We start from the raw sequence: 24,578 nt of genomic DNA on the forward strand, positions 1-24,578 counted from the left end.
GTGCGGCCGGAGGTCAGACCGGTCGGCGGCGCATCAGCAGACCCGCTCCCGCTCCCGCCCCGAACAGCGCCGCCACCGATATCGCCGTCGTCACCCAGGTCGCGCCGAGCCACTGCGCGCCCAGGTAGCCGAGGGCGACGCTGTAGACGGCCCAGGTCAGGCCCGCGAGGGCGGACCAGGGGAGGAACTCGCGGATACGGCGGTGGGTCGCGCCGGCGCCGAGCGAGACGAGGGAGCGGCCGGCCGGGGCGAAACGGGCCAGGACGACCAGGGCGCCGCCGCCCCGGGACAGGGCGTCGCCGATGCGTTCCTGCGCCTTGCTGAGCCTTCGGGAGCGGGCGATGGCGCGGTCCAGGCGGGCGCCGCCGCGCCAGGCCAGCCGGTAGGCGACCAGGTCACCGAGGACCGAGGCGGTCGCCGCGCAGAACGTCAGCACCAGGATGTCGGGCACGGCGTGCGGGACCTCCCCGGTCGACGCGCCGGAGCCCGCCGCCGCTGCCGTGGCCGCGGTGATGACCAGCACCCCGCTCGGCAGCACCGGCAGGAACACGTCGAGCAGCACGGAGAGCGCGACCAGGGCGTAGACCCATGGCCCGGCCTCCAGCGAGCCCATGCTTTCCCACACCGCGGTTCCCCCGTGACTGTCCGATCGGCCGCCCCCCGGACGACAGCCATACAGCGTACGCGGAGGGTGTGACAGGAGTTTCACGGGGGGCTCACGAGACCCACAAGGCTCCCGACCGCCCCAGACCCGTCCCAGCAACTCGCCCACCCCGCCCGCCGCCACCCCGCTGCCGCCCCACCACCCAGCGCCGCGCCTCCCTTCGTGCGCTGCCGCCCCGCCCGTGCCCGGCCCCGCCGCCGCCCTCGCGCTGGCTCCCCGCCCCGCGCTGCTCGCTGTGGCTCCCCGCCCCGCTGCCGCCCGGCTCCGGCTCTGCACCTCCCCGCTGCCTCGCTCCAGCTCCTCGCCCCGCTGCCGCCCGGCCGCCGCCCCGCTCCGGCTCTGCACCCCGCGCTGCCTCGCTCTGGCTCCCTGCCCCGCGCCGCCTCGCATCGCCTGGCTCTGGCTCCCCGCCCCCCTTGCCGCCCCGCTCCGGCCCCCTCCCCGCTCCGCCGCGGGTCGGGCAGGGCTAGGCGATGCCTGCGAGTTCGGTGTGGGGGGCGGGGTCCGTGCTCGGCGGTTCGGTCGCGGCTGTGCGGAGGAGGGCTCGGGCGATCGCGTCGGCGTCCGAGAGGGTCACGGAGTCCACGCCCGGCCGGGTCCCCGCCGCGGTCACCCAGTGCACGCCCTCCGTGGGCACCCCGAAGGCCAGCCTCCTGGGGTGCGCCCGGCCCCGGCGGTCGACGAGGCGGTAGGGGCGGGGCGTCACGTCCAGGCCGCCCGTCTCGTGGCCGTCCACCGTGTGCGGGCGGCACGCCCCCTCGCGCACCAGCCCGGCCAGCAGGTCGTCGGCGGTGCGGCGCAGGTCCGGCTCCGGCAGCCGGGCCTCCACGAGCGTGCCGACCCGCACCTCCCGGCCGGGGACCCGCGGCGAGCGCGCCACCCAGGCGCCGTCCTCGCGCCCGACCTCCAGCCCCGGGCCCAGCACCTCCACCACCCCCGCCTCCAGCAGCGCGGTCAGCTCCTCGATCCGGCGGCGCGGCGGGCCGATGGACAGGAACGCGTTGAGCGGGGTGTACCAGCCGTCCAGGTGGGCGCGGCGGGAGCCGCCGGTCAGGCCGCCGTGGTCGACCACGAGCCGTATCTCGTTGCGCAGGTCCCGCAGCACGTCCAGGGCCGCCTTCAGCGGGCCGCGCACGTTGCCGAGGGCGGCCTGCGCCGCGTCCTCGCGCAGATGGCCCAGCAGCCAGCCGCGCCAGTCCGCCGCGTCCGCGAACCGCCGCTCCCCGTACGGGCGCTGGAGCCGCTCCCAGGACCAGCGGCCGTCCTCCGGGACGCCGGCCCGGTCCAGCACGGCGGCCTCCGCGCCGCGGCCGTCGGCGGCCAGGTAGCGCTCCGCGGTGTCCGGGTCGCCGGTCAGGGCCGCGTAGTAGACCGTCTCCACCTCCTTCGCCACCAGCGGCCATATCTCCGCGAGGAAGTCGGGCGCCTCGCCGGAGTCCGCGTGCTTGCGGAAGCCCGCGATCACCTCGGGGGTGAGCAGCCGGGGGGTGTGGCGGCCGTAGGGGCCCTTGGCGTTGTCGCCGCGCGCCTGGTACGGGACGCCCCGCCGGGAGCCCGCGTACAGGCGGGGCTCGCGGCCCGAGGGCGTGTAGCGCAGCCCGCCGTCGCCGGTGCGGGCGAAGCGGCCGCCGCGGCCGGTGGTCAGCAGGGCGAGGTGGTCGAAGAAGTTGAGGCCGAGGCCGCGCAGCAGCACCGGTTCGCCGGGCGCGACCGGGTCGAGGTCGACGTCGGCGGGGTTGGCGGGCGGGACGTGCCGCAGCCCGTGGCGGGCCGCGTGGGCGCGGTGGCTGAGGTCCTCGGGGGACGCCGTCGCCGGGAGGTGGCCCTGGGCCAGCACCACCGCCGCCAGGCCGGGCAGGGTGCGCCCGTCGTCGAGGGTCAGGCTCTGGCGTCCGTCGGGGCCGTCGGCCAGCCGTACGGCACGGGCGCGGTGCGTGTGGACGCTGACCGCCGCCGGGGCCCGCTCCACCGTCCGCGCGAACACCCACTCCAGGTAGCGGCCGTAGTGGGCGCGGGTCGGGTAGTCGTCCGGGCCCAGCGCGCCGGCCGCCCACTCGTGCAGGCTGGGGCCGGGCAGGACCGGTCCCGAGCAGTCCACGCTGTCGTCGGTGAACAGGGTGACCTGGCTCGCCACGGTGTTCATCAGCAGCTCGGCCGACTGCGCCGTGCGCCAGACCCGGCCCGGTCCCGGTGGCGCCGGGTCGATCACATGGACCGTGAGGCGCAGGCCCGGCGGGAGCAGCTCGGGGGCGGAGGCGCACAGACGTTCCAGGACGCTGGTGCCGCGCGGGCCCGCGCCGACCAGGGCGACGGAGACCGGCACGGATTCCTGGGGCAAGGAGGACAAGGACGTGACTCCCGGGCAGTGGGGGCGCATGGCTGGCTCGCCGCCCGCGGCACATCGGGAAGCGGACGGTCCACCTCATCATGCCGCCGTGGTTAGCAGAAGCCAACGCGCGTCCCACACGCCACAGTTGTCCCTCATGGGGTGGTGAGGGTGGACTCCTCCACGGTCCGCAGGGTTCCGTCCCGGTGGGCCCGTTCCAGCCGCAGCCGGGCCGAACGGCCGTGCAGCGTCAGCGTCATGAGCTGGTTGCCGAACCAGGGACCGCCCCGCTTCCGCCATGTCACCGCCCCTCGGGCGCAGCGCCCGTGCCGGGCGAACCGCCGCCCGAGGAGGCGGGCCGGGGCGCTCCAGCCGAACCGGAAGCCGGCCCGCATGGACGCGGGTACGGAGTTGTGGACGGGGGAGCAGGTGAGTTGCAGCACACGGGAGTCGAGTGCGGCTCCATCCGGCCACGAGGGCTCGGCGACGTACGCGTGGTGGACGTCCCCGGAGAGCACGCAGACCGACGCCGGCGCCCCGGGGCCCGTGCCCACCCGGGCGAACAGGGAGGCCAGTTCGGCGAAGGAGGCCGGGAAGGCCGCCCAGTGCTCCAGGTCGGCCGCGCGGCGCAGCCGCTCTGCGAACCGGGCCCAGCGCGAGCCCCGTTCGCCCCGGCACAGCGCCGCGTCCCAGGTCTCGACGTCGTGCACGAGGTGCGGCAGCAGCCAGGGCAGCGAGGTGCCGACCAGGAGGTGGTCGTACGACTCCCGTTCGGCCAGAGCCTGTTCGCGTAGCCACTGGGCCTCGCCCGGGTCGAGCATCGCGCGGTTCTGCTCGTCGAGGACCCGTGCCGCCCTGGTGTCCACCATCAGCAGCCGCACCCGCCCGAGGTCCCGCCGGTAGCTCCAGCGCACCGAGGCCGGGTCGGCGTCGGCCCCGGCGGCGAAGGCGCGCAGCACGTCGGTGCCGTCGGGGACGGCGCACACGGCGGCGTAGAGCGGGTCGGCGGCCAGTTCGTCCGGCGCGAGGTTGCCCAGGTGCTGGTGGACCCAGTACGCCATCAGGCCGCTCAGCAGCCGTTCCTGCCACCAGGGCGTGGCCCGCATGTCGGCCAGCCAGGCGGCCGAGGTGTTCCAGTCGTCGACGACGTCGTGGTCGTCGAAGATCATGCAGCTGGGCACGGTGGACAGCAGCCGGCGCACCTCCGGGTCGAGCCAGGACTCGTGGTAGAGGCGGGTGTACTCCTCGTAGTCCGCGACCTCGGCGCCGGGCGCCTCGGCCGGGTCGCGGCGGGCGGCGAGCCAGCGGCGGGTCGCCTCCGAGGTCTCGTCGGCGTACACCTGGTCGCCCAACAGCAGCAGCACGTCCGGCCGTTCACCGCCGGCGGCGACCCGCGCGGCCAGGCTGCCGAGGGCGTCGGGGCCGGCCGGGTCGTGGCCGTCGGCCGGGGGCGCGGCCCAGCGGCAGGAGCCGAAGACCACGCGCAGCGGATCGCCCTCGGCCCGGGTCCGGATCTCCGGCGGCGGGAACCGGGAGCCGGCCGGCGGCCACACCCGCGCGCCGTCCAGGAGCACCTCGTAGGGCGAGGAGGTCCCCGGTGCCAGCCCGGTCACCGGGACCAGGGCGTAGTGGTGGCCCGCCACCTGGAAGGTGCGCGCGGTGCCGCCGGCCCCGTCCGCGCAGCGCACCCCGGCGGTACCCGGACGGCTCGTCTCGACCCATACGGTCGCCGACGAGCCGTCGGTGTACCTCAGCAGCGGTCCCAGGCGCAGTCCGGCCACGATCGCCCCGCCCTCTTCCTCGGTCGGTTCGCCTCTGTAGCCCCGTACGGTACGGAACGACGGAGGTCGGCGGGGAGGTTACGGCCCGGGAGGAGGGCGGGAGGGCGTGCGGTGCGTGGCCGGAACGCGGGGGAAGCGGGACCTTTCGGCCGCCGGGTGGTTCAGCAGCTGCTCAGGTAGCTGGTGAGCGCGCTCTTCTCGGCGGAGTCGACCGAGAGGCCGTAGTAGTACTTCACCTGGACCCAGGCGCGGACGTAGGTGCAGTAGTACGAGGAGAGCGGCGGCATCCACTCGGCCGGGTCCTTGTCGCCCTTGGACTGGTTCACGTTGTCCGTGACGGCGAGGAGCTGCGGGCGGGTGACGTCGTTGGCGAACGCCTGGCGCTGGGCGGTGGTCCAGGCGCTGGCGCCGGAGTCCCAGGCCTCGGCGAGCGGGACGAGGTGGTCGATGTCGACGTCGGAGGCGGCGGTCCAGGTGGCGCCGTCGTAGACGGAGTACCAGCTGCCGCTGGTGGCGGTGCAGGCGGAGTTGGTGACCACGTTCGTACCGTCGCGCTTGAGGATGTACTCGCGGGTGTTGCAGGTGCCCTCGATGGTGATCCAGGTCGGGAACAGGTCGCGGTCGTAGCCGGTGCGGCTCTCGGTCGCGACGGTCAGCGAGGCGAGGTAGGTGCGGGCGGTGGACGCGCTGACCGGTGTGGGGAGGGCGGCGGAGGCGCTCGGCGGGTTGAGAAGTCCGACGGCGGCTATGAGTCCGGTGAGGGCCGCGAGTATGCTGAGGCGTCGACGCGCGTAGATCTTCGGCATGCGAACTCCCTTGTGGGGGTGGGATGTTGGAGCGCGAGCTAGGGAATGCTCGCGCCGCGGTGTTGCCGGCGGGTGAGCTTTCGGTAAGAAGCTAATGACGCGTCCATGACACGACAAGACGTGCGACGTGACTCACAGCTGGGACGTCCGGTCTTGGGATTGTTTGAACCGTCACGTACTGTGGTGTGTGTTGAAGGGGAGTAGCTCTTCGCCGGACCGTCGACATACTGCTCAGCCCGTCTGAGCCGGCGCCCGGAGGCGGATCTCGGCCACGAGTCCGCCAGCGAGACCTTCGGCAAGCAGTGCACGCCCGTGCCGTACGGCAGGGGTGACGTTGTGTGCTGCCATGCCGAGGCGTCCGCTTTCAGGAATGCAGCACTCTCGGCGGGGCGGCCCCGACCGATTGAGGACCCTTGATCAGCATCACCGTGACGGCGCTCGTCTTCGGCGTCATCTTCCTCGCCGAACTGCCCGACAAGACCGCGCTCGCCGGTCTCGTCCTGGGCACGCGCTACCGGGCGTCGTACGTCTTCGCCGGTGTCGCCGCGGCCTTCCTCCTGCACGTCGTGCTGGCCGTCGCGGCCGGCAGCGTGCTCACCCTGCTGCCGCAGCAGATCGTGCACGCGCTCACCGGCGTGCTCTTCCTCGGCGGCGCGGCCATGCTCCTGCTGAAGAAGGACGAGGAAGAGGAGGAGGTCCGCAAGCCCTCCGACCAGTCCTTCTGGAAGGTCGCCGGCACCGGCTTCATGCTCATCCTGGTCGCCGAGTTCGGGGACCTCACCCAGATCATGACGGCGAACCTCGCGGCCCGCTACGACGACCCGGTCTCCGTGGGCCTGGGCGCGGTGCTGGGCCTGTGGGCCGTGGCCGGACTGGGCATCGTCGGCGGCAAGGCGCTGATGAAGAAGGTGCCGCTGCGGCTGATCACGCAGATCGCCGCCGTGCTGATGCTGGCGCTGGGCGTGTGGAGCCTGTACGAGGCGATCGCGGCCTGAGCCGAAGACTCGGTGAACGGTCGGCGAAGACGGTGGCGGGAACGCCGTTCTGTTTTGTACCGTGGAGAAACAAAGTGGCTCCCGCCCGTTTTCCCTGACCGGCGGGCGGGGCCGCCTTGTTCCCACGCACTAGGAGCTGCCCGATGACGGCCACCGTCCTTTCCGCCCGCGCCCTCCTGCTCGACATGGACGGCACCCTCGTCGACTCGGACGCCGTCGTGGAACGCATCTGGCGGCGCTGGTCCGAGCGGCACGGGCTGGACGGCGACGAGGTCGTGAAGGTCGTCCACGGGCGGCAGGGGCACGCCTCCATGGCGGTGCTGCTGCCGGACCGGCCGGTCCGGCAGAACCTCGCGGACAACGCGCGGATGCTTGCGGAGGAGACCGCCGACATGGACGGCGTGGTGGAGGTCCCGGGCGCCGCGGCCTTCCTCGCCTCGCTGGCCGGCCTGCCGCACGCGCTGGTGACCTCGGCGGACGTGACCCTGTCCACCGCGCGGATGGCCGCCGCCGGACTGCCCCTCCCGGACGTGCGCGTCACCGCGGAGTCGGTCGGCGCGAGCAAGCCCGACCCCGAGGGCTTCCTGAAGGCGGCGGCCGAACTGGGCGTCGCCCCCGCCGACTGCCTCGTCTTCGAGGACTCCGGCGCGGGCATCGCGGCCGGCCGCGCGGCGGGCATGCGGGTCGTGGGCGTCGGCCCGCGCGCCGGATCGCACGGCCCGGACGCGGCCGTACGCGACCTGACCGGGGTGCGGGTGGCGGCCGCGGGGGACGGGACCGTACGGGTCCACCTCGGCTGACCGCCCGGCGCGGCCCCGGGGAACTGCGCAAATCCCCCATCCACCTGCGCCTTTCGAACCAACCGGCCGCACCGTCCGTACTGTCGGTCGACAGGCGGTAGCTGTCCGGAACGGTCCTACGAACCGTGGCCCGCGCTATACCGTCTGTAGTCCTGAACGGCGGTAGGACGGAGGGCATCGGCTCATGATCGGCCAGCGGCGACCACGCCGGCGCGCACGTCTGCTCGCGGTCCTCCTGATCCTCGTCGGCATCCAGCTCGGCGGGCTCGCGGCCCCCGCCTACGCCTGCGCCTGCGGTGCCCTCGTCCCCGGCGGCCAACAGCAGGTCGCGGTCGGCCGGGAGGAGTCGGTCCTGCGCTGGGACGGCACCCGCGAGCAGATCGTGATGCGCCTGACGGTCAGCGGCGACGCCGACAGCGCCGCCTGGATCATGCCCGTACCGCACCGCGCCACCGTCGCCCTCGCCGACCCCGCCCTCTTCGACCAGCTGCACACCGTCACCGCGCCGGCGCACCGCACCCGCTACCACTTCTGGCCCGAGGACGGCGACTGGCCCCTCACCAGCGGCGGCACGGCCGGATCCGGCCCGCCCGGCGTCGGCGCCCCGGCCCCCGGCGTCGGCGTGGTCGACCGCCAGCGGCTCGGCCCCTTCGACGTGGCCCAGCTGACCGCCACCGACCCCGACGCCCTCGACGCCTGGCTGCGGAGCAACGGCTTCCCCTTCCCGCCCCGTCTGAACACCGCCCTGCGGCCGTACGTCCAGCACCGCTGGGAGTACGTCGCGGTCCGGCTCGCCCCCGACAGCGCGGACACCGCCCTGAACGGCGCCCTCGACCCCCTGCGCCTCGCCTTCGCCAGCGACCGCCCGGTCTACCCGATGCGGCTGTCCAGGCTCGCGGCCACCCCGCAGTCGCTCGGCCTGTACGTCCTCGCCGCGCACCGCATGGAGCCGAGCGCGGCGATCGGCGGCGACCGCCCGAGGGTCGTCTACGCCGGCCGGCTCGCCCGTCCCTCCGGCGCGCTCGGCGAACTCGCCGCGGGCGCCCCCTACCTGACGGCGATCGCCCAGGAGTTCCCGTACCCGTCCCGGATCTCCGACGACCACGTGCTGCGGCGGGCCGCCTCGGACACCCCGTTCCAGCAGGTCGTCTACGAGGACCGGCTGCGCTCGGTGGCCGGGATCCCGGCCTGGCTGCTGACGACCGTCGGCGGGCTGCTGCTGGCCGCCACGGCCGCCTCCCTGGCCGCCGTACGGCGCTCCCGCCGCCCGGTCCTGCCGCCCCCGCCGACGCAGCCCCCGCCGCCCGTGGGGCCCCCGCCGGCCGGGCCCCCTGCGCCGATCGGCTGAGTTCAGGACCGCGCCGGGGCGGTGGACCGGCGACGGGCGGGTCGTCTGAGTAGTGCTAAGCGGGTAGCTGTCAGCGGACAGCTCCGGGACACCCGAAAGGCAGCGGACGCATGAGCGGCTCTCAGCTCTGGGACGACGTCGACTTCTACTTCACCAGCCACCTCTCACCGGACGACGAGGCGCTCCAGGCGGCCCTGCGCGAGAGCGAGGCCAACGACCTCCCGCACGTCAACGTCACCGCCAACCAGGGCAAGCTGCTCCAGCTCCTCGCGCAGATGCAGGACGCCCGCAACATTCTGGAGATCGGCACGCTCGGCGGGTACAGCACGATCTGGCTGGCCCGCGCGCTGCCCGCCGACGGCCGGCTGATCTCGCTGGAGTACAGCGCCCGGCACGCCGAGGTCGCGCTCCGCAACATCGCCCGCGCGGAGCTGGAGCGGATCGTCGAGGTGCGCGTCGGCCCCGCCCTGGAGTCGCTGCCGAAGCTCGCGGACGAGAACCCGGCCCCCTTCGACCTGGTCTTCATCGACGCGGACAAGGCCAACAACCCGCACTACGTGGAGTGGGCGCTCAAGCTCACCCGGGCCGGCAGCCTGATCGTCATCGACAACGTGGTGCGCGGCGGCCGGGTCGCCGACGCCGACAGCACCGAGCCGGACGTGCTCGGCACCCGCGCCGCGATCGAGCTGATCGCCGCCCACCCGAGGCTGAGCGGCACGGCGATCCAGACGGTCGGCAGCAAGGGCTACGACGGCTTCGCCCTGGCCCGGGTGCTCGCCTGACGGGCGGCGCCCGGGCCGGTGTCACTCAACCCTCGTGGTAGAAGCCCACGTTGACGCTGCGCGGCGCGGTGCGGTCCCGGACGACGATCTCGCCGGAGCCGCCCCGGGGCAGCGCGACGGTCCCGCCGTAGGTGATGGTCTGGGCGTACTCCCCGACCTTCAGCAGCACCTCGGAGGACGGTTCGGCCTGGGAGCCGCGCAGCCAGGTGACCTGCCAGCCGCCCTCGGGCCCGCACAGGAACTCCAGATGCACTCTGGAGACGAACAGCCAGTCGTCGGGCGTCGCGAGCCGGCACACGGACCCGTCGCGGCCCACCCGCAGCACGGCACCCGGGTCGCTGGGCGCGTCGGCCATGAGCATGCCGGCCGTCTCGCCCGCGTCTCCGGACACGGAGGCCATGGTGAGTTCGAGCACGTGTGTTCCCCCTGCTTTTCCTGGGTCTTTCCCGAAATCCCTCGTGGATCTCGGCCGCATGATAAAACGCCCGGCCCGGTCACGTCCGGCACAATGGAGTCATGACCGAGCGAAAGCCACCCGGGGTGCCGTTCGAGTCCTGGGTCGACAAGCAGATCGGGGACGCGCAGCGGCGCGGCGAGTTCGATCAACTGCCCGGCACCGGCGAGCCGTTGCCCGCCGCGCTGGAGTCGCCGTACGACGAGCTGTGGTGGGTCAGGCGGAAGATGGCCCGGGAGGGCCTCGCGATGCTGCCGCCGACGCTCGCCCTGCGCAAGGAGGCCGAGGACGCCCTCGCCGCCGCCTGGGCCGCCCCCACCGAGCAACTCGTCCGCCGGATCATCACGGACGTCAACGCGAAGATCCGCGACATGATGTTCAAGCCCCCGCCCGGCCCCCCGCTGGGCAGGAAGCCGTACGACGTCGAGGCGGTCGTACGCGAGTGGCGGGAGCGCCGGGAGGCGGCCGGCCCGGAACCCGGCCCGCGGGCGTAGCGGCCGGCGCCCGGGGCCGCGCGAATCCGGTTGCGCGGACACCCCGCCCCCGGTCGAGACTACGGTCCATGGCCTCCTGGACCCTCGCCCCGGAACACCCCGGCTCCCCGGCCGCCCTCGCCCTGTGGCGGGCGTACTACACCGAGGTCAGCGACCGCTGGTACCTCCTCCACGAGGGCCGCCGCACCGACCCGGCCGAGCTGGAACGGGAGATCGCCGCCCGGCCGGGCACCGAACTGGCCCCGCCCACCGGAGGGCTGCTCCTCGCCCGGTACGACGGTGAGCCGGGCGGCTGCGCGGGCGTACGGCTCCTCGGGCCCGGGACCGCCGAACTCACCCGGGTCTTCGTGCGCGAGGGGCTGCGCGGCAGGGGAGGCGCCGCGCTCCTCGTCGCGGCCGCCGAGGAGGCGGCCCGCGCCCTGGGCGCCCGCCGGATCGTCCTGGACACCCGCACCGACCTGGTGGAGGCCCGCGCCCTGTACGCGCGGCTCGGCTACGCGGAGACCGAACGGCACAACGACGACGCCCACGCCGAGCACTGGTTCCGCAAGGACCTGCTCAGCTGACCCGCCGCGCCCCGGGCGGCTGTGGCTGCGGCTGCGGCTGCTCGCGCTCGGTGCCGCACAGCTCGTCGGTCAGCTCCCGCACCAGGCGGTCCAGGTCGGTGGGCCGGTTCGGGCCCCACCAGTCGCCGAGCAGTTCGGCCAGCGACTCCTCGCGGGCCCCGGCCAGCCGTTCGGCGACCTCGCGGCCCCGCTCGGTCAGCGTCAGGTCGAGGCCCAGGCGGTCGGCCAGGTGCCGCTCCTCCAGCTGTCGGGCACCCTCCAGGACGACCTTCAGCGGGACGGGCCCGCGCTCGGCGAGCCGCCCCGGCTCCACCGAGCCGTACCGGCGGATGCGCAGCAGCAGCCAGCCGGCCGCCGGCAGCAGGTCGTACCCGGCCCGTTCGTTGATCTTCCGGTAGATCTCGCGGCGCCCCTCGCGGCTGCCGAGCACGGACAGCGCCCGGCAGCACTCGTCGTAGGAGGACCGCTGGACCGGGTTGGGCGGGATGGTCTCCGAGGCCTCCGGAGCGGTCACCGAGCCGCGCAGCGGGTCCTCCCTGAAGAACCAGGCGAGGACGAAGCCGAGGGCGGCCACCGGAGCGGCGTACAGGAAGACGTCGGTGATCGACGACGCGTACGCGTGCAGCGCCGCCGGGCGCAGCTGGGCCGGCAGCGCCGCGATGCCGCGCGGGTCGGCCTTGAGGGCGTCCGGGGTGGCGCCGGCCGGCAGCCGGACGCCACGGAAGGCGTCGGCGAGCTTGTCGGCGAGACGGCTCGCGAAGACGGAACCGAAGATCGCCACGCCGAAGGAGGCCCCGATCGAGCGGAAGAAGGTCGCCCCGGAGGTCGCGACGCCGAGGTCCTCGTAGGAGACCGCGTTCTGCACGATCAGCACCAGCACCTGCATGACCAGGCCGAGACCGAGTCCGAAGACGAAGAAGTAGCTGCTCATCTCGACGGTCGAGCTGAACTCGTCGAGCTGGTGGAGCAGCAGCAGGCCGAAGGCGGTCACGGCCGTCCCCGCGACCGGGAACACCTTCCAGCGGCCGGTGTGGCTGACGATCTGGCCGGAGAGCGTGGAGGACAGCAGCAGGCCGATCACCATCGGCAGCATGTGCACCCCGGACATGGTCGGCGATATGCCGTGCACGACCTGGAGGAAGGTCGGCAGGTAGGTCATCGCGCCGAACATCGCGAAGCCGACGATGAAGCTGATCACGGCGGCGAGCGTGAAGGTGCGGACGCGGAACAGCTTCAGGGGCAGGACGGGTTCGGCGGCCCGCCGCTCCACGGCCACGAACGCCACGGCGAGCACGGCCCCGATCACCGCGAGCCCGACGATCTGCGGCGAGTCCCAGCCCCAGGTGGTGCCGCCCAGCGAGGCGACCAGCACCAGGCAGGTGGCGACGGCGGCGATCAGGAAGGTGCCGAGGTAGTCGATGACGTGGTGGGCGGTCCGGCGCGGGATGTGCAGCGCGGCGGCGATCACGGCGAGCGCGACGATGCCCACGGGCAGGTTGACGTAGAACACCCAGCGCCAGCTCAGATGCTCGGTGAGCAGCCCGCCGAGCAGTGGCCCGAGCACGCTGGTCGCGCCGAAGACGGCACCGAACAGCCCCTGGTAGCGACCGCGTTCACGCGGCGGCACGAGGTCGCCGACGATCGCCATCGACAGCACGATCAGCCCGCCGCCGCCCAGGCCCTGCAGTGCGCGGAAGCCGATCAGCTCGCCCATGTTCCGGGCCATCCCGCACAGCGCCGACCCGATCAGGAAGATCACGATCGCGGTCTGGAAGAGCCGCTTGCGCCCGTACTGGTCGCCGAGCTTGCCCCACAGCGGGGTGGCGGCCGTGGAGGCCAGCAGATAGGCGGTGACCACCCACGACAGGTGCTCCAGACCGCCCAGGTCGCTGACGATCGTCGGCAGCGCCGTCGACACGATGGTCTGGTCCAGCGCGGCCAGCAGCAGGCCGAGCAGCAGCGCGCCGATCGGGACGAGCACGTTGCCGGGAACGTGCTCCGCGTCCTTCGCCGGGGTGTGCGTCGTGTCCAGGGCCATGGAGACCTCCCGGGGTTCTGCGGCCACCTTCCATCGTGGACGGTGTCACCCGTTATGGCCCGTCGAGTCCCCTTCGCGGCTCCTGAGACATGGGGCTCCGGCGAACGTACGTGTGGATGCTCCGCATAATCTGTGGAGTTCGTGAGGGGAGGGACGAACGCTGTGACGGATACGACCGGGGGCCATCGGTGCCCTGAGTGCGGGGAGCCGAGGGGGCCGGACAACACTCCGGCCTGCGACTGCAACCAGCGGACGTCCGACGCCCTGCGCGACGCGCGGACCGCCGAGCAGGCGGCCGCGGAGGACTTCGACCCGCTGCGGATACGGCCGTACATCGACCTGGAGAACGCGGCAGCCGGTGCCGGGGCAGGAGATGCCGGGCCAGGCGCCGGTGCCGGTGCCGGTGCCGGCGCGGACGCCGATGCCGAGGGTGGGGACGACGGCGGGGCGACCGCGCCGATGCCGGTCGTGACGGAGCCTGCCGTGCCGGTTCCGGTGCCGGTCGTGACGGCGGCCGCCGTGCCGGTGCCGGGTGCGGAGGCGGCGCGGTCCGGGGACGGTGCGGAGTCCTGCGGCGAGCCCGGTGAGGACGGCGGGGAGACTCCGCGGCGGCGTTCCCGGCGGGTGGTGCTGCTGTCCGTCGCCGGGGCGGTGGTGGCGATCATCGCCGTGGCCGGGTTCGTCGGCGGTCTCTTCGCCCATCTGACGCCGGCACGGGACACGGCGGCTCCGGAGGACGTGCGGGAGAGCGTCCCGGACGTGACCCCCAGCTCGGGGTCGCCCTCGGTCACGGCGTCGGCGACCTCGGCGAAGCCCTCGCCGTCGGCCTCACGGTCCGCGTCGGCCGGTGCGAGCCCCTCCGCCACGCCGTCGAGCGCGTCCCCGTCCCCGACGCCCTCCCGCTCGGCGAGCCCGACCCGCTCGGCGCCGGTGACCGGCACGTCCGCCTCCGCGCAGCCCACCACGCCACCGGTCCTGCGTCCCGGGGACAGCGGCGCCGAGGTCACCGAGCTCCAGCTCCGCCTGAAGCAGGTGAGCCTCTACTCCGGGGACGCGAGTGGCGAGTACGACGACCGGACCGAGAGCGCGGTCCGCACGTACCAGCTGTCGCGGGGCATCCTCACCGACGACTCGGGGGTGTACGGGGCGGCCACCCGGGCGGCGCTGGAGGCGGAGACCGACGAGCCCTGAGGCGCTCCGGACACGTCCGGAGCGCCTCAGGTGCCGCGCGGGACCCGGGGGAGGGTCAGTGCGGTGCCTCGACCGAGGGCGCCGAGCCCGGCAGGGGCCTGCCCGCGGTCTCCGTCATGCGCCAGACCGCGAAGCCGCCGACGACCGCCGCGGCCATCATGTAGTAGGCGGGCATCATCAGGTTGCCGGTCGCCCCGATCAGGGCCGTCACCACCAGCGGGGTGGTGCCGCCGAAGAGGGAGACCGAGACGTTGAAGCCGATCGACAGGGAGCCGTAGCGGACCCGGGTCGGGAACAGGGCGGGCAGGGCCGCCGGCATCGCCGCCGTGAAGCAGACCAGCAGCAGGCCGAGGGCGCCCATGCCCAGGGCGACCGCCAGCAGGCTGCCCTGGCGGATCAGGAGCAGCGCCGGGACGGAGAGCAGCAGGAAGCCCGCGCAGCCCGCGGCGATCACCGGGCGGCGCCCGACGCGGTCGGTCAGCGCTCCGGCGAACGGCTGGACGATCATCATCAGCGCCATCACGCCGAGGACGACGAGGAGGCCGTGCGTCTCGTCGTACTTCAGCTCGCTCGTCAGGTAGCTCGGCATGTACGACAGCAGCATGTAGTCGGTGACGTTGAAGACCAGCACCAGCGCCATGCACAGGAGGAGCGCCCGCCACTGGCCGGTGACCATCTCGCGCAGCGGGACCTTGGGGCGGGACCGCTCGGACTTCTCGACCTCCGCCGCGAACGCCGGGGTCTCCTCCAGGCGCATCCGCAGGTAGAGGCCGACGATGCCCATCGGGCCCGCGATCAGGAACGGGATCCGCCAGCCCCAGGAGAGCAGGTCGTCCGAGCTGAGCAGGGCGGTCATCAGGGTGACCAGGCCCGCGCCGCCGATGTAGCCGGCCAGCGTGCCGAACTCCAGCCAGCTGCCGAGGAAGCCGCGCTTCTTGTCCGGGGCGTACTCGGCGATGAAGGTGGAGGCGCCGGCGTACTCGCCGCCGGTGGAGAAGCCCTGCACCAGCCGGGCGGCGAGCAGCAGGAGGGGCGCGCCGACACCGATCGCCGAGTACGACGGGATCAGGCCGATCGCGAAGGTGCCCGCGGCCATCATGATCATGGTGAGGGCGAGGACCTTCTGGCGGCCCACGCGGTCGCCGAGCGGGCCGAAGACCATGCCGCCGAGCGGGCGGACCAGGAAGGCCGCGGCGAAGGCGCCGAACGTGGACAGCAGCTGGGCGGTCGGGTTGCCGGACGGGAAGAAGACCTTGCCCAGGGTCACCGCGATGTAGCTGTAGACGCCGAAGTCGAACCACTCCATGGCGTTGCCGAGCGCCGCCGCCTTCACGGCTCGCCGCACCAGCGCGGGGTCGGTGACCATGGGCGCGGGGGCGGCCGTGCGGGGTCCGGGGATCTTCAGGGACGGGGTGACGGCTGCTGCGGTCGCCAAAACGGGGCTCGCCTACCTTTCGACGGGGACAGGTACGCGGCCCGCACGGCGGCGGACGGGCCGAAAAGCGACCATAGGACCGGTTCGGTCGGTTACGTCGCGTACGCAAGTCGATGCATAGTGCAGCTAAATGCGCCGTACGCAGGGACGTATGCCCGCTCACCCCGGCGTACGCGGACCGCGCACTGTGATCCTTGTCGCGCTCCGTGGGCGCAACCGCGCCCCCGCCGACTGTCGACTTCCGGACAAATCGGAGGAGGACATCGGATGACGAGGGGGTGCCCGCGTCTCTTTCAGGAGGGAATGGGAGCCTCGTAGGGTTCTCGGAACGAGCGAGCGGGGCGGGAGGCCGACGGGGCGTGGCGAACCTGGGGCACAGAGGACGACCGGCGGACGCGTTCGGCGGCGACGAGGCCGGAGCCCGGCTGAGAGCGGCCCGGCTCGGCCTGTGGGCGGTGGCCGCGATCCTCGCCGTACGGCAGATGACCACCGTCCTCGGCTCTCCCGGCGGCGAACGGCTCACCGACCTGGAGACCTGGGTCGGCCCGGACGGGGTGCTCCACGTCAAGGGCTCCCTGTACGACTCGACCCGGTTCACCGGCACCCCCTTCGGCGGGCTCGTGCTCAAGCCGCTCACCAGAGCCGCCGAGCAGGCCCTCGGCTGGGGCTGGACCTTCGGCACGCTGCTGCTGGTGGTCGCCCTCGGCCTGGTCGTCGCCCGCGCGCTGCCCAAGCCCGTGGGCCGCCGCACCTCGCTGCTGGCCGCCCCGGTCGCCATCAGCCTGCTGATGCTCTCGCTGCCGGTCCGCAACACCCTCTGGCTCGGCCAGACCAGCGTCATCCCGGTACTCCTCGTGCTGCTCGGCTGCTGCGCCGTGCGCGGGGAGCGGACCGCCGGGCTGTGCGTCGGGCTGGCCGCCGCGCTCCAGCCGGCCGTGCTGCTGTTCGCCCCGCTGCTCTGGTTCACCGGCCGCCGCCGGGCCGCCCTCGCCACCGGCGCGGCCTTCGCCGCCTGCACGGTGCTGGCCTGGGCGGCGCTGCCGCACGACTCGTCCACCTACTGGGTCCACCACATGGCGGGCGTGGGGCTCGGCGGCGAGGCCGACGCGCTCGACAACCAGTCGCTGCACGGCGCCCTGCTGCGGGCCGGGCTGAGCGGCCCGCCGGAGATCGTGCTGTTCCTGGTGCTCGCCGCGACCGTGGCCGCGGTCGCGCTGCGGCGCGCGGTGCGCTACGCCCGGGACGGCCAGCCGCTGCTCGCGGTGGCGATCACCGGCTGCGCGGTCGTCGCGGTGTCACCGGCCGCCTGGCAGCACCAGCTGCTGTGGGTGCTGCTCGCGGTGGTCGGGCGGCCCGGCCGGCGCGCCTCCGACCGGACGGTGTGGCCGGTCGTGGTGGTGCTGGTGATGACCCTGCCCGCTCAGGCGCTGCTCCCCGACAAGCCGCTGTTCCTGCCCGTCCGGGACAACGTCGTGCTGCTCGCCGCCCTCGCCGCGGCCCTGGCCGTGCCCTTCCTGCCGCGCACCGCCCCGGAGTTCGCGCGCCCGGTGCCCACGGACCACGCGCGCCCCGTGCCCGCCCGCTTCCGGCTCGTCCCGCGGGCCCCCGCCCTGCGCCGGGTCCTGAGCCGCCCGAACCTCTTCCTCGAACTGGTCGCGATACGGCTGGTCTACTACGCCTACGCGCAGATCCGGCTCGCCGCGGCCGGCGACGGCGACGGCACGTCCGGGCGGGCCCGGGCCGAACTGCACGGGTACCAGGTGTACGACGCCGAGCGGTTCCTGGGCATCGACATCGAGCACTGGGCCAACCACACGGTCCACGGCATCGGCTGGCTGCGGGACTTCCTCGACTTCTACTACGAGTCCTTCCACTTCGCCGTCCCGCTGACCGTCCTCGCGGTCCTGTACGCGCGCCGTCCGGTCGACTACCGCTGGGCGCGCACCGCCCTCGGCTTCGCCACCTGCTTCGCCCTGATCGGCTTCTGGCTCTACCCGCTGGCCCCGCCCCGGCTGATGCCGGGTCTCGGCATCATCGACACGGTCCACGGCCCGCAGGACTTCTCCAGGCCGGACTACGGCACCCTCACCGAGCTGACCAACCAGTACGCGGCGATGCCCTCGCTGCACTTCGGCTGGTCGCTGTGGTGCGGGATCGTGATCGCCGTGGCCGCCCCGAGGAAGTGGATGAAGGCCCTCGGCCTCCTCCACCCCCTCTTCACGGTCTCGGCGATCATCGCCACCGGCAACCACTGGGTCCTGGACGCGCTCGGCGGCGCGGCGGTGGTCGCCGCGGGCTTCGCCGTCGGCCGTCTCCTCCAGGGCCCGCGCGCCCGCCCTGCCCGGCCGGCGGTGGTCGCCGCGGGGGACCGGGAGCCGGCGCCGGCCCGTGGCTGACACCGGCCCGCGCCCGCGTCCGGCCGCGCCCCGCCTACAGGCGCTGGATGATGGTGCCGGTGGCCAGGGCGCCGCCCGCGCACATGGTGATGAGGGCGAACTCCTTGTCGGTGCGCTCCAGTTCGTGCAGGGCCGTGGCGATGAGGCGGGCCCCGGTGGCGCCCACCGGGTGGCCCAGGGCGATCGCGCCGCCGTTGACGTTGACCTTGTCCAGGTTCTGCCCGAAGACCTGGGCCCAGCTCAGCACCACCGACGCGAAGGCCTCGTTGATCTCGACGAGGTCGATGTCCTTCAGGGTCATCCCGGCCTTGCCGAGCACGGCCCGGGTCGCGTCGACCGGCCCGTCCAGGTGGAAGTGCGGGTCCGCGCCGACCAGGGCCTGGGCGACGATCCGGGCCCGGGGCCGCAGCTTCAGCGCCCGCGCCATCCGCTTCGACGCCCACATCACCGCGGCCGCCCCGTCGGAGATCTGCGAGGAGTTGCCCGCGGTGTGCACGGCGGTGGGCATGACCGGCTTCAGGCCCGCCAGCCCCTCCGCCGACGTGTCCCGCAGCCCCTCGTCCCTGTCGACCAGGCGCCACATGCCCTGCCCGGCGTGCTGCTCCTCCTCGGTCGTCGGCACCTGCACCGCGAACGTCTCCCGCTTGAAGCGCTCCTCGGCCCAGGCGTGCGCCGCCCGCTCCTGCGAGAGCACCCCGAGCGAGTCGACGTCCCGCCGGGTCAGGCCCCGGCGGCGGGCGATGCGCTCGGCGGCCTCGAACTGGTTGGGCAGGTCGACGTTCCACTCGTCGGGGAAGGGCTTGCCCGGCCCGTGCTTGGAGCCGGAGCCCAGCGGCACGCGGGACATCGCCTCGACCCCGCAGCTGATCCCGACGTCGACGACCCCGGCGGCGATCATGTTGGCGGCCATGTGCGAGGCCTGCTGCGAGGAGCCGCACTGGCAGTCGACGGTCGTCGCCGCCGTCTCGTACGGCAGCCCCATGGCCAGCCAGGCCGTGCGCGCGGGGTTCATGGACTGCTCGCCGGCGTGGGTCACGGTGCCGCCGACGATCTGCTCGACCGCGTCGGCGGGGATGCCGGTGCGGCCGAGGAGTTCACGGTAGGTCTCGCCCAGGAGGTAGGCGGGATGGAGGTTGGCGAGCGCGCCACCGCGCTTGCCGATGGGGGTGCGTACGGCTTCGACGATCACGGGTTCCGCGGCCATGGGGGCTCGGTCCTCTCCTCGGTCACCCGCGCGGCGCAGGGGCGTCCCGGCCCGGCCCGCCACGCAGAACTAGAACGCGTACTAGTTCTGTGTGCAGTCTGCTGACAGCCTGTCCGCAACCGCAAGGGGGTTGCATGCAATTGGGGCGACCGCGCCTCTTGCGACTTGTAGAACCCGTTACTACCTTCACGGACAACCGGCCATTTCTGATGGACCGTCAGAACACATGTCCAGGCTCGTACACGGTGGGAGTGAGTCGCTCATGCCCTGTCCCGCGCTGCCCGACGGGTTCGACCTCACCGACCCCGATCTGCTCCACCAGAGGGTGCCGCTGCCGGAGTTCGCCGAACTGCGCCGGGCCGAACCGGTCCGCTGGATCGAACAGCCGCACGGCATCGCCGGCTTCGCGGACGACGGCTACTGGGCCGTCACCCGGCACGCCGACGTCAAGTACGTCTCCACGCACCCCGAGATCTTCTCGTCCTGGCTCAACACGGCGATCATCCGCTTCGGCGAGCACATGCAGCGGGACGCGATCGACGCCCAGCGGCTGATCCTGCTGAACATGGACCCGCCGGAGCACACCCGGGTCCGCCAGATCATCCAGCGCGGCTTCACCCCGCGCTCCATCCGCGCCCTGGAGGAACGCCTGCGCGCCAGGGCCGGGGCGATCGTCGAGGCGGCCCGCGCCCACGCGGGACCCTTCGACTTCGTCACCGAGGTCGCCTGTGAGCTCCCCCTCCAGGCGATCGCCGAACTGATCGGCATCCCGCAGGACGACCGGGCCAAGATCTTCGACTGGTCCAACAGGATGATCTCGTACGACGACCCGGAGTACGCGATCACCGAGGAGGTGGGCGCCGAGTCGGCCGCGGAGCTGATCGCCTACGCGATGAACATGTCCGCCGACCGCAAGCAGTGCCCGGCCCAGGACATCGTCTCCAAGCTGGTGGCGGCCGAGGACGAGGGCAACCTGAACTCCGACGAGTTCGGCTTCTTCGTGCTGATGCTCGCGGTGGCCGGCAACGAGACCACCCGCAACGCCATCACCCACGGCATGCACGCCTTCCTGACCCACCCCGATGCCTGGGACCTCTACAAGCGCGAGCGTCCCGCGACCGCCGCCGAGGAGATCGTCCGCTGGGCCACCCCGGTCAACTCCTTCCAGCGCACAGCCACCCAGGACACCGAACTGGGCGGCAAGCTGATCCGCAAGGGCGACCGGGTCGGCGTCTTCTACGCCTCCGCCAACCGCGACCCCGAGGTCTTCGCCGACCCCGACAGCTTCGACATCACCCGCGACCCCAACCCCCACCTCGGCTTCGGCGGCGGCGGCCCGCACTACTGCCTCGGCAAGTCCCTCGCCGTCCTGGAGATCGACCTGATCTTCAACGCGATCGCCGACGCGATGCCCGGCCTGCGCCTGGTCGGAGATCCGGACCGGCTGCGCTCGGCGTGGATCAACGGCGTGAAGCACCTGCGGGTCACCACGTCGTAGCACCCCGTGAACCCGGGCCGACGGCTCCCGGCGCCGCCGGCCCGTCCCGAGGGAGGCAGGAGCACCCCCCGTCCCGACGCCCCGTTCCTGCCTCCCCCGAGGCGTCCCCCGGTGTCACTCCCGCCCGGACGCGGCCACCGCCAGCACCCCGGACACCACGGCCGCGACGAGCAGCGGGACGCCCAGGTCGTGGTGGACCACCAGCCAGGCGCCGAGGGCCGCGCCGGCGAACATCGCCACGACCGAGGCCGTGCGGCGCGGCGAGCGGTGCCCGGTGCCGTCGCCGAAGCGGGACTCGGAGGCGAGGCCGGTCAGGGTCATCGTCAGCACCGTGGTCGTCAGGTCGGCGACGCCCAGCTTGCGCACGGTCGCGTTGCGCAGCCCCATCGCGAAGGCCGTCAGCGCGATCAGGGCGTACGTCGTCCCCTCCGCGCCCGGCCACAGGAAGGCGGCCACCGCGCAGACCCCCACCAGCAGCGCCTCCGCCGCCAGGGTCAGCCGCGTCCACGTCCGGCGGGAACCGCCACCGAGGCGGGCCGCCACCCGGCCGCCCACCGCCGCGCCCAGCAGGAAGCAGACCAGCGAGGTCGCCGTGTGCGGGACGGAGAAGCCCGGTGCGCCGGCCGCGGCGAAGCCCAGCACGACCACGTTCCCGGTCATGTTCGCCGTGAAGACGTGACCGAGGCCCAGATAGCTGACCGCGTCGATGAGACCGCTCACCACGGTCAGCGCGAGCAGGACGACCACCAGCCGCACACCGCGGCTCTCGGGGTCGCGGATCGGTGCGGCCGTCGTCATCGTTCCTCCGGCGGGTCGGACCGGCTGGGTGGACCGGCGGGTCGGGCCGGCGGGTCGGGCCGGCTCCGGGCAAGTCCACCACGTCCGGACATACGTCGGCACCCTCGCCCGGGGGAACGGGGCGAGGGTGCCGGAAAGTCTGCCGGAGCGGGGCGGGCGGCTCAGTACCAGCCGTTGGCCTGCCAGAAGCTCCAGGCGGCGGCCGGGCTGCCGTAGCGGGAGTTCATGTAGTCCAGACCCCACTTGATCTGGGTGGCCGGGTTCGTCTTCCAGTCGGCACCGGCGGAGGCCATCTTCGAGCCGGGCAGCGCCTGGACCAGGCCGTACGCGCCGGACGAGGAGTTGGTGGCGGAGATGTTCCAGCCGCTCTCGTGGGAGACGATGTTGCTGAACGCGTTGTACTGCGCGGCGTCCGGGATCATCCGGTGCGCGATCGACTGCGCGGAGGAGGCCGAGGTGGTGGCGGCCTGGGCGGGCGCCGCGCTCAGTGCCATACCGGCGGTGGCGGCGGCCACGGCGGCGGCGGTGAGGGCCTTCTTCGGGGAAGCGATGCGGCGGACGAAGGACACGGACACGGAGAACCTCGTTCATCGGGGACAGGGAGTCGCCGTGCTCCGGAACCCGTGCGAAGCGGTGTCCGTGTGCGTCGGTGCCGCGGCCCTGACGGGCTCGTGGTGCCTGGCGACGTCGTCCAGACAAGCAGGCCGGAACCCCGTCCGCAATCACCCCTTTTACTAGTTGTGGTCGCATGCGGGGGAAAAGCCCGCTGTGTGGCGTGGCTCTCAAAGTGCAGGTCAGTGGCGCTGTCGAAACGGACAAAGCGGAAAACTCTTACTACTGCCCCGGATCGTAGGTGACCTGCGTCATGTGGGGTGCTTCACCGGTCGCGTCACCGGCCGCGTACGGCGCCTCACGCCCCGGCGCCGCCGGATGTGACCCCGCTCTCGGACCCGGCGCCGACGCGAGGCCCGACGGCCCGCGGGGACGGCCCGCGGGCCGCGCGTCGGCTAGGCCACGTGTGTGCGGTGGGCCGGGGGGTCCAGGGCCGCGGTGGGGGTGAGGGCGGTGGTGAGGTGGCGGGGCATGCGGCGGAGGGTGTCGTCGCAGGCGGCGGGGGTGTCGCCGACCGCCACCCACAGGGCCAGGCGGTCGGTGGTGGTGACGTGGTCGCCGGCCTGCCGGATGAGGATCATGCGGTCGGCGCCGGGCTCCCGGGTGACGTCGGGGGAGAGGTCCAGCCGGTCGAGGCGGCCGGCGGCCTCCGGGTAGGCGAACCGGACCGCGGCCGTCCGCTGCCGGGTCGGCGCCGCGTCCGGCACCCCGCCGGTGGCCAGCACGGCGGCGGCCTGCACGAGGTCGACACCGGTGGCCCGCCGGACCAGCAGCGGGATCAGGTCCCCCGGCAGGTGCGGGGTGACGTCGGTGACCCGGGGGCCGCGCTCGGTCATCCGCAGCCCGATGTGCAGGACACCCCGGGTCAGGCCCAGGGCGCGCACGGTGCGGTCCACGGCCAGGCGCAGGAAACGGTTGTGCAGCAGCCCGTCGTGGGCGTGCACGGTGTGCCGCAGCGGCCGCCGCGCGGGCTCCGGGCCCAGGGTCGTACGGGTGAGCGCGGCGATCCGGATCTCGCCGTCCAGCACGATCGTCTCGGCGGAGACGCGGTCCGGGGCCGGGCTGTCGGCGGACGCCTCGGCGAGGCCCGCGACGGGGTCCTCGGCCGGGACCTTGTGGCCGGCCAGCAGGGCGCGCAGCGCGGGCGGGTCGGCGCAGGCGGCGGCGGTGGCGACGGAGGTGCCGGGCAGCCCCAACTGCCCGGCGATCCGTGCGGCGGCGACCGCGTACTCGCCCGTGAAGGTCAGCACACCGCGGACCCGGTGCCGGACCGCGAACCGCATCACCGCCGACGCCGTGGCCCCGTCCTTGCCGGGGTCCGCCGCGAGATGACCGGCCAGGCACGGATGTGCCCAGGCGGGCGGCGCGGCGTCCACCAGCACCACGGGACGGGCGGCGGCGAGACGGGTCAGCACGAACTCGTCGTACGCGCACCGGCGACCGGCGCCGAGGAGCAGGAGGGGCTCAGGCATCGGTTCGCCTCACTTTTACGGGGACGAGGCGGGCGGCTGGTCGCCCCGGGTGCCACTCCCCCATAGGCGGCACCCGGGGCGGGTCGGTTCGACCGTGGCCTGGCGACGTGATCCTTTCCTGTTTGACCGTCATATGTCAACAATTGCTGCCCAGTTGTGCAGTGGTCCTTGCCATGTCTGGTGGGCGGCAGAGCGATTCGATAGCCTCGCGTCTGGTCGGCCGACCGACCGACGAACACGCGTCCTGGGGGACCTTGGTGAGTGACGCCCACGCCCCGTTGACCGGTGTACTGATACGGCTCGGGGAGCTGACCGGACGCCCCGGCAGGCTGTCCGAGGTGCTGGACGTGGCCGATCTGTCGTACCGCACCGGGATTCCCGTCGGGGTCGTCGCCGAACTCCTCGCCGGCGGGGCCGCACCCGAGGCCGGGCTCGCCGAACGGGTGCGCCAGCGGCTGGACTTCATCCGCGAGAACCGGCGCCGGCCGGACGGCAAGCGGTACTCGCTGGGCGAACTGGCCGCGATCGCCGGCACCAGCAGGCAGTGGCTCAGCGAGTGGCGCAAGAGCGGGCTGCCGAGCCTCGAACACACCGACCGGCTGCGGAGGTTCTTCGGCCTGCCGCCCGGCTTCTTCACCGCCGACGAGCCCGAGGCGCTGCACGAGGCGCTCCAGCCGGTGCTGCAGGGGCTGGAGGCACAGGCCGACCCGCTGTCCCGGCTGCGCGAGTGCGGCCTGGGCCGGCTGGCCGCCCGCGCACCGCAGATGAACGCCCGTCAGCTCACCACGCTCGCCGACCTGGCGGAGATGATCATCACCTCCGGGGGCGCCGCCCACTGAACACCGCCCGCCGGGCGCACCGCCGCACACCTTCAGGCACCGCACCACGACTCCGAGGACGCCGAATGCCGTCAGGAAC

The 24,578-nt window shown here is 73.6% G+C and carries 21 protein-coding genes; 10 read left to right on the forward strand and 11 right to left on the reverse strand.

The annotated features are described in order from the left end of the window. Positions 1 to 13 precede the first annotated feature (13 nt). From ACZ619_RS18800 to ACZ619_RS18815, 4 genes are all read right to left on the reverse strand, one after another. Positions 14 to 625, reverse strand: a complete 612-nt coding sequence (locus tag ACZ619_RS18800; RefSeq protein ID WP_469599967.1) for a DedA family protein — start codon at positions 623 to 625, stop codon at positions 14 to 16. A 505-nt stretch (positions 626 to 1,130) separates the two neighbouring features. Further along, positions 1,131 to 3,041 (reverse strand): FAD/NAD(P)-binding protein, encoded by a 1,911-nt coding sequence (locus tag ACZ619_RS18805; RefSeq protein ID WP_469599969.1) that lies wholly within the window; start codon positions 3,039 to 3,041, stop codon positions 1,131 to 1,133. A gap of 104 nt (positions 3,042 to 3,145) precedes the next feature. Continuing rightward, on the reverse strand, positions 3,146 to 4,771 hold the full coding sequence (locus ACZ619_RS18810) for an alkaline phosphatase D family protein (RefSeq protein ID WP_469599971.1): 1,626 nt from the start codon (positions 4,769 to 4,771) through the stop codon (positions 3,146 to 3,148). 161 nt (positions 4,772 to 4,932) lie between these two features. Continuing rightward, complete coding sequence (locus ACZ619_RS18815) at positions 4,933 to 5,577, reverse strand: HNH endonuclease family protein (protein WP_469599973.1); 645 nt, start codon at positions 5,575 to 5,577, stop codon at positions 4,933 to 4,935. 413 nt (positions 5,578 to 5,990) lie between these two features. On the opposite strand from ACZ619_RS18815, the gene ACZ619_RS18820 reads away from it, so the two are divergent. The 4 genes from ACZ619_RS18820 to ACZ619_RS18835 all read left to right on the forward strand — a co-directional run bounded on the left by ACZ619_RS18820 (position 5,991) and on the right by ACZ619_RS18835 (position 9,502). Continuing rightward, positions 5,991 to 6,572, forward strand: a complete 582-nt coding sequence (locus ACZ619_RS18820; protein ID WP_469599975.1) for a TMEM165/GDT1 family protein — start codon at positions 5,991 to 5,993, stop codon at positions 6,570 to 6,572. A gap of 143 nt (positions 6,573 to 6,715) precedes the next feature. Beyond that, a complete protein-coding gene (locus ACZ619_RS18825; protein ID WP_469599977.1) occupies positions 6,716 to 7,372 on the forward strand; it encodes an HAD-IA family hydrolase in 657 nt (218 codons plus the stop codon). 184 nt (positions 7,373 to 7,556) lie between these two features. After that, positions 7,557 to 8,720, forward strand: coding sequence for a DUF2330 domain-containing protein (locus ACZ619_RS18830; protein ID WP_469599979.1), 1,164 nt, complete (start codon positions 7,557 to 7,559; stop codon positions 8,718 to 8,720). 110 nt (positions 8,721 to 8,830) lie between these two features. Next, positions 8,831 to 9,502, forward strand: coding sequence for an O-methyltransferase (locus ACZ619_RS18835; protein ID WP_469599980.1), 672 nt, complete (start codon positions 8,831 to 8,833; stop codon positions 9,500 to 9,502). 25 nt (positions 9,503 to 9,527) lie between these two features. Here ACZ619_RS18835 and ACZ619_RS18840 read toward each other — a convergent pair whose 3' ends face one another. Continuing rightward, on the reverse strand, positions 9,528 to 9,917 hold the full coding sequence (locus ACZ619_RS18840; protein ID WP_469599982.1) for a hypothetical protein: 390 nt from the start codon (positions 9,915 to 9,917) through the stop codon (positions 9,528 to 9,530). 101 nt (positions 9,918 to 10,018) lie between these two features. On the opposite strand from ACZ619_RS18840, the gene ACZ619_RS18845 reads away from it, so the two are divergent. Further along, a complete protein-coding gene (locus ACZ619_RS18845; protein WP_469599984.1) occupies positions 10,019 to 10,450 on the forward strand; it encodes a DnaJ family domain-containing protein in 432 nt (143 codons plus the stop codon). A gap of 68 nt (positions 10,451 to 10,518) precedes the next feature. Continuing rightward, a complete protein-coding gene (locus ACZ619_RS18850; protein WP_469599986.1) occupies positions 10,519 to 11,016 on the forward strand; it encodes a GNAT family N-acetyltransferase in 498 nt (165 codons plus the stop codon). Here ACZ619_RS18850 and ACZ619_RS18855 read toward each other — a convergent pair. Then, on the reverse strand, positions 11,009 to 13,054 hold the full coding sequence (locus tag ACZ619_RS18855) for a DHA2 family efflux MFS transporter permease subunit (protein WP_469600097.1): 2,046 nt from the start codon (positions 13,052 to 13,054) through the stop codon (positions 11,009 to 11,011). The genes ACZ619_RS18850 and ACZ619_RS18855 overlap by 8 nt on opposite strands. A gap of 162 nt (positions 13,055 to 13,216) precedes the next feature. Between ACZ619_RS18855 and ACZ619_RS18860 the strand changes: the two genes are divergently transcribed. Further along, positions 13,217 to 14,245, forward strand: a complete 1,029-nt coding sequence (locus tag ACZ619_RS18860; RefSeq protein ID WP_469599988.1) for a peptidoglycan-binding domain-containing protein — start codon at positions 13,217 to 13,219, stop codon at positions 14,243 to 14,245. Between the two features lie 55 nt (positions 14,246 to 14,300). Here the strand turns inward: ACZ619_RS18860 and proP are convergent, their stop codons facing one another. Then, entirely contained in the window at positions 14,301 to 15,680 is a 1,380-nt protein-coding gene (proP, locus tag ACZ619_RS18865; protein WP_469599990.1) for a glycine betaine/L-proline transporter ProP, read from the reverse strand. 359 nt (positions 15,681 to 16,039) lie between these two features. Here proP and ACZ619_RS18870 point away from each other — a divergent pair, with 359 nt between their 5' ends. Further along, positions 16,040 to 18,076: a bifunctional glycosyltransferase 87/phosphatase PAP2 family protein gene (locus ACZ619_RS18870; RefSeq protein WP_469599992.1), complete on the forward strand. Its 2,037-nt coding sequence runs from the start codon at positions 16,040 to 16,042 to the stop codon at positions 18,074 to 18,076. 34 nt (positions 18,077 to 18,110) lie between these two features. On the opposite strand, the gene ACZ619_RS18875 is transcribed toward ACZ619_RS18870, so the two are convergent. After that, positions 18,111 to 19,280 (reverse strand): steroid 3-ketoacyl-CoA thiolase, encoded by a 1,170-nt coding sequence (locus ACZ619_RS18875; RefSeq protein ID WP_469599993.1) that lies wholly within the window; start codon positions 19,278 to 19,280, stop codon positions 18,111 to 18,113. 262 nt (positions 19,281 to 19,542) lie between these two features. On the opposite strand from ACZ619_RS18875, the gene ACZ619_RS18880 reads away from it, so the two are divergent. Next, positions 19,543 to 20,778 (forward strand): cytochrome P450, encoded by a 1,236-nt coding sequence (locus tag ACZ619_RS18880; protein WP_469599994.1) that lies wholly within the window; start codon positions 19,543 to 19,545, stop codon positions 20,776 to 20,778. 114 nt (positions 20,779 to 20,892) lie between these two features. Here ACZ619_RS18880 and ACZ619_RS18885 read toward each other — a convergent pair whose 3' ends face one another. The 3 genes from ACZ619_RS18885 to ACZ619_RS18895 form a co-directional block, all read right to left on the reverse strand. Beyond that, on the reverse strand, positions 20,893 to 21,576 hold the full coding sequence (locus tag ACZ619_RS18885) for a YoaK family protein (RefSeq protein WP_469599995.1): 684 nt from the start codon (positions 21,574 to 21,576) through the stop codon (positions 20,893 to 20,895). 161 nt (positions 21,577 to 21,737) lie between these two features. Beyond that, positions 21,738 to 22,151, reverse strand: a complete 414-nt coding sequence (locus ACZ619_RS18890; RefSeq protein ID WP_469599996.1) for an aggregation-promoting factor C-terminal-like domain-containing protein — start codon at positions 22,149 to 22,151, stop codon at positions 21,738 to 21,740. Positions 22,152 to 22,583: 432 nt separating this feature from the next. Continuing rightward, positions 22,584 to 23,660 carry a hypothetical protein gene (locus ACZ619_RS18895; RefSeq protein WP_469599997.1) on the reverse strand — a complete coding sequence of 359 codons (1,077 nt, stop codon included), beginning with the start codon at positions 23,658 to 23,660 and terminating at the stop codon, positions 22,584 to 22,586. 257 nt (positions 23,661 to 23,917) lie between these two features. Here ACZ619_RS18895 and ACZ619_RS18900 point away from each other — a divergent pair, with 257 nt between their 5' ends. Beyond that, positions 23,918 to 24,499: a helix-turn-helix domain-containing protein gene (locus ACZ619_RS18900; RefSeq protein ID WP_469599998.1), complete on the forward strand. Its 582-nt coding sequence runs from the start codon at positions 23,918 to 23,920 to the stop codon at positions 24,497 to 24,499. Positions 24,500 to 24,578 lie beyond the last annotated feature (79 nt).

The organism is Streptomyces sp. NPDC104367, assembly GCF_055583825.1.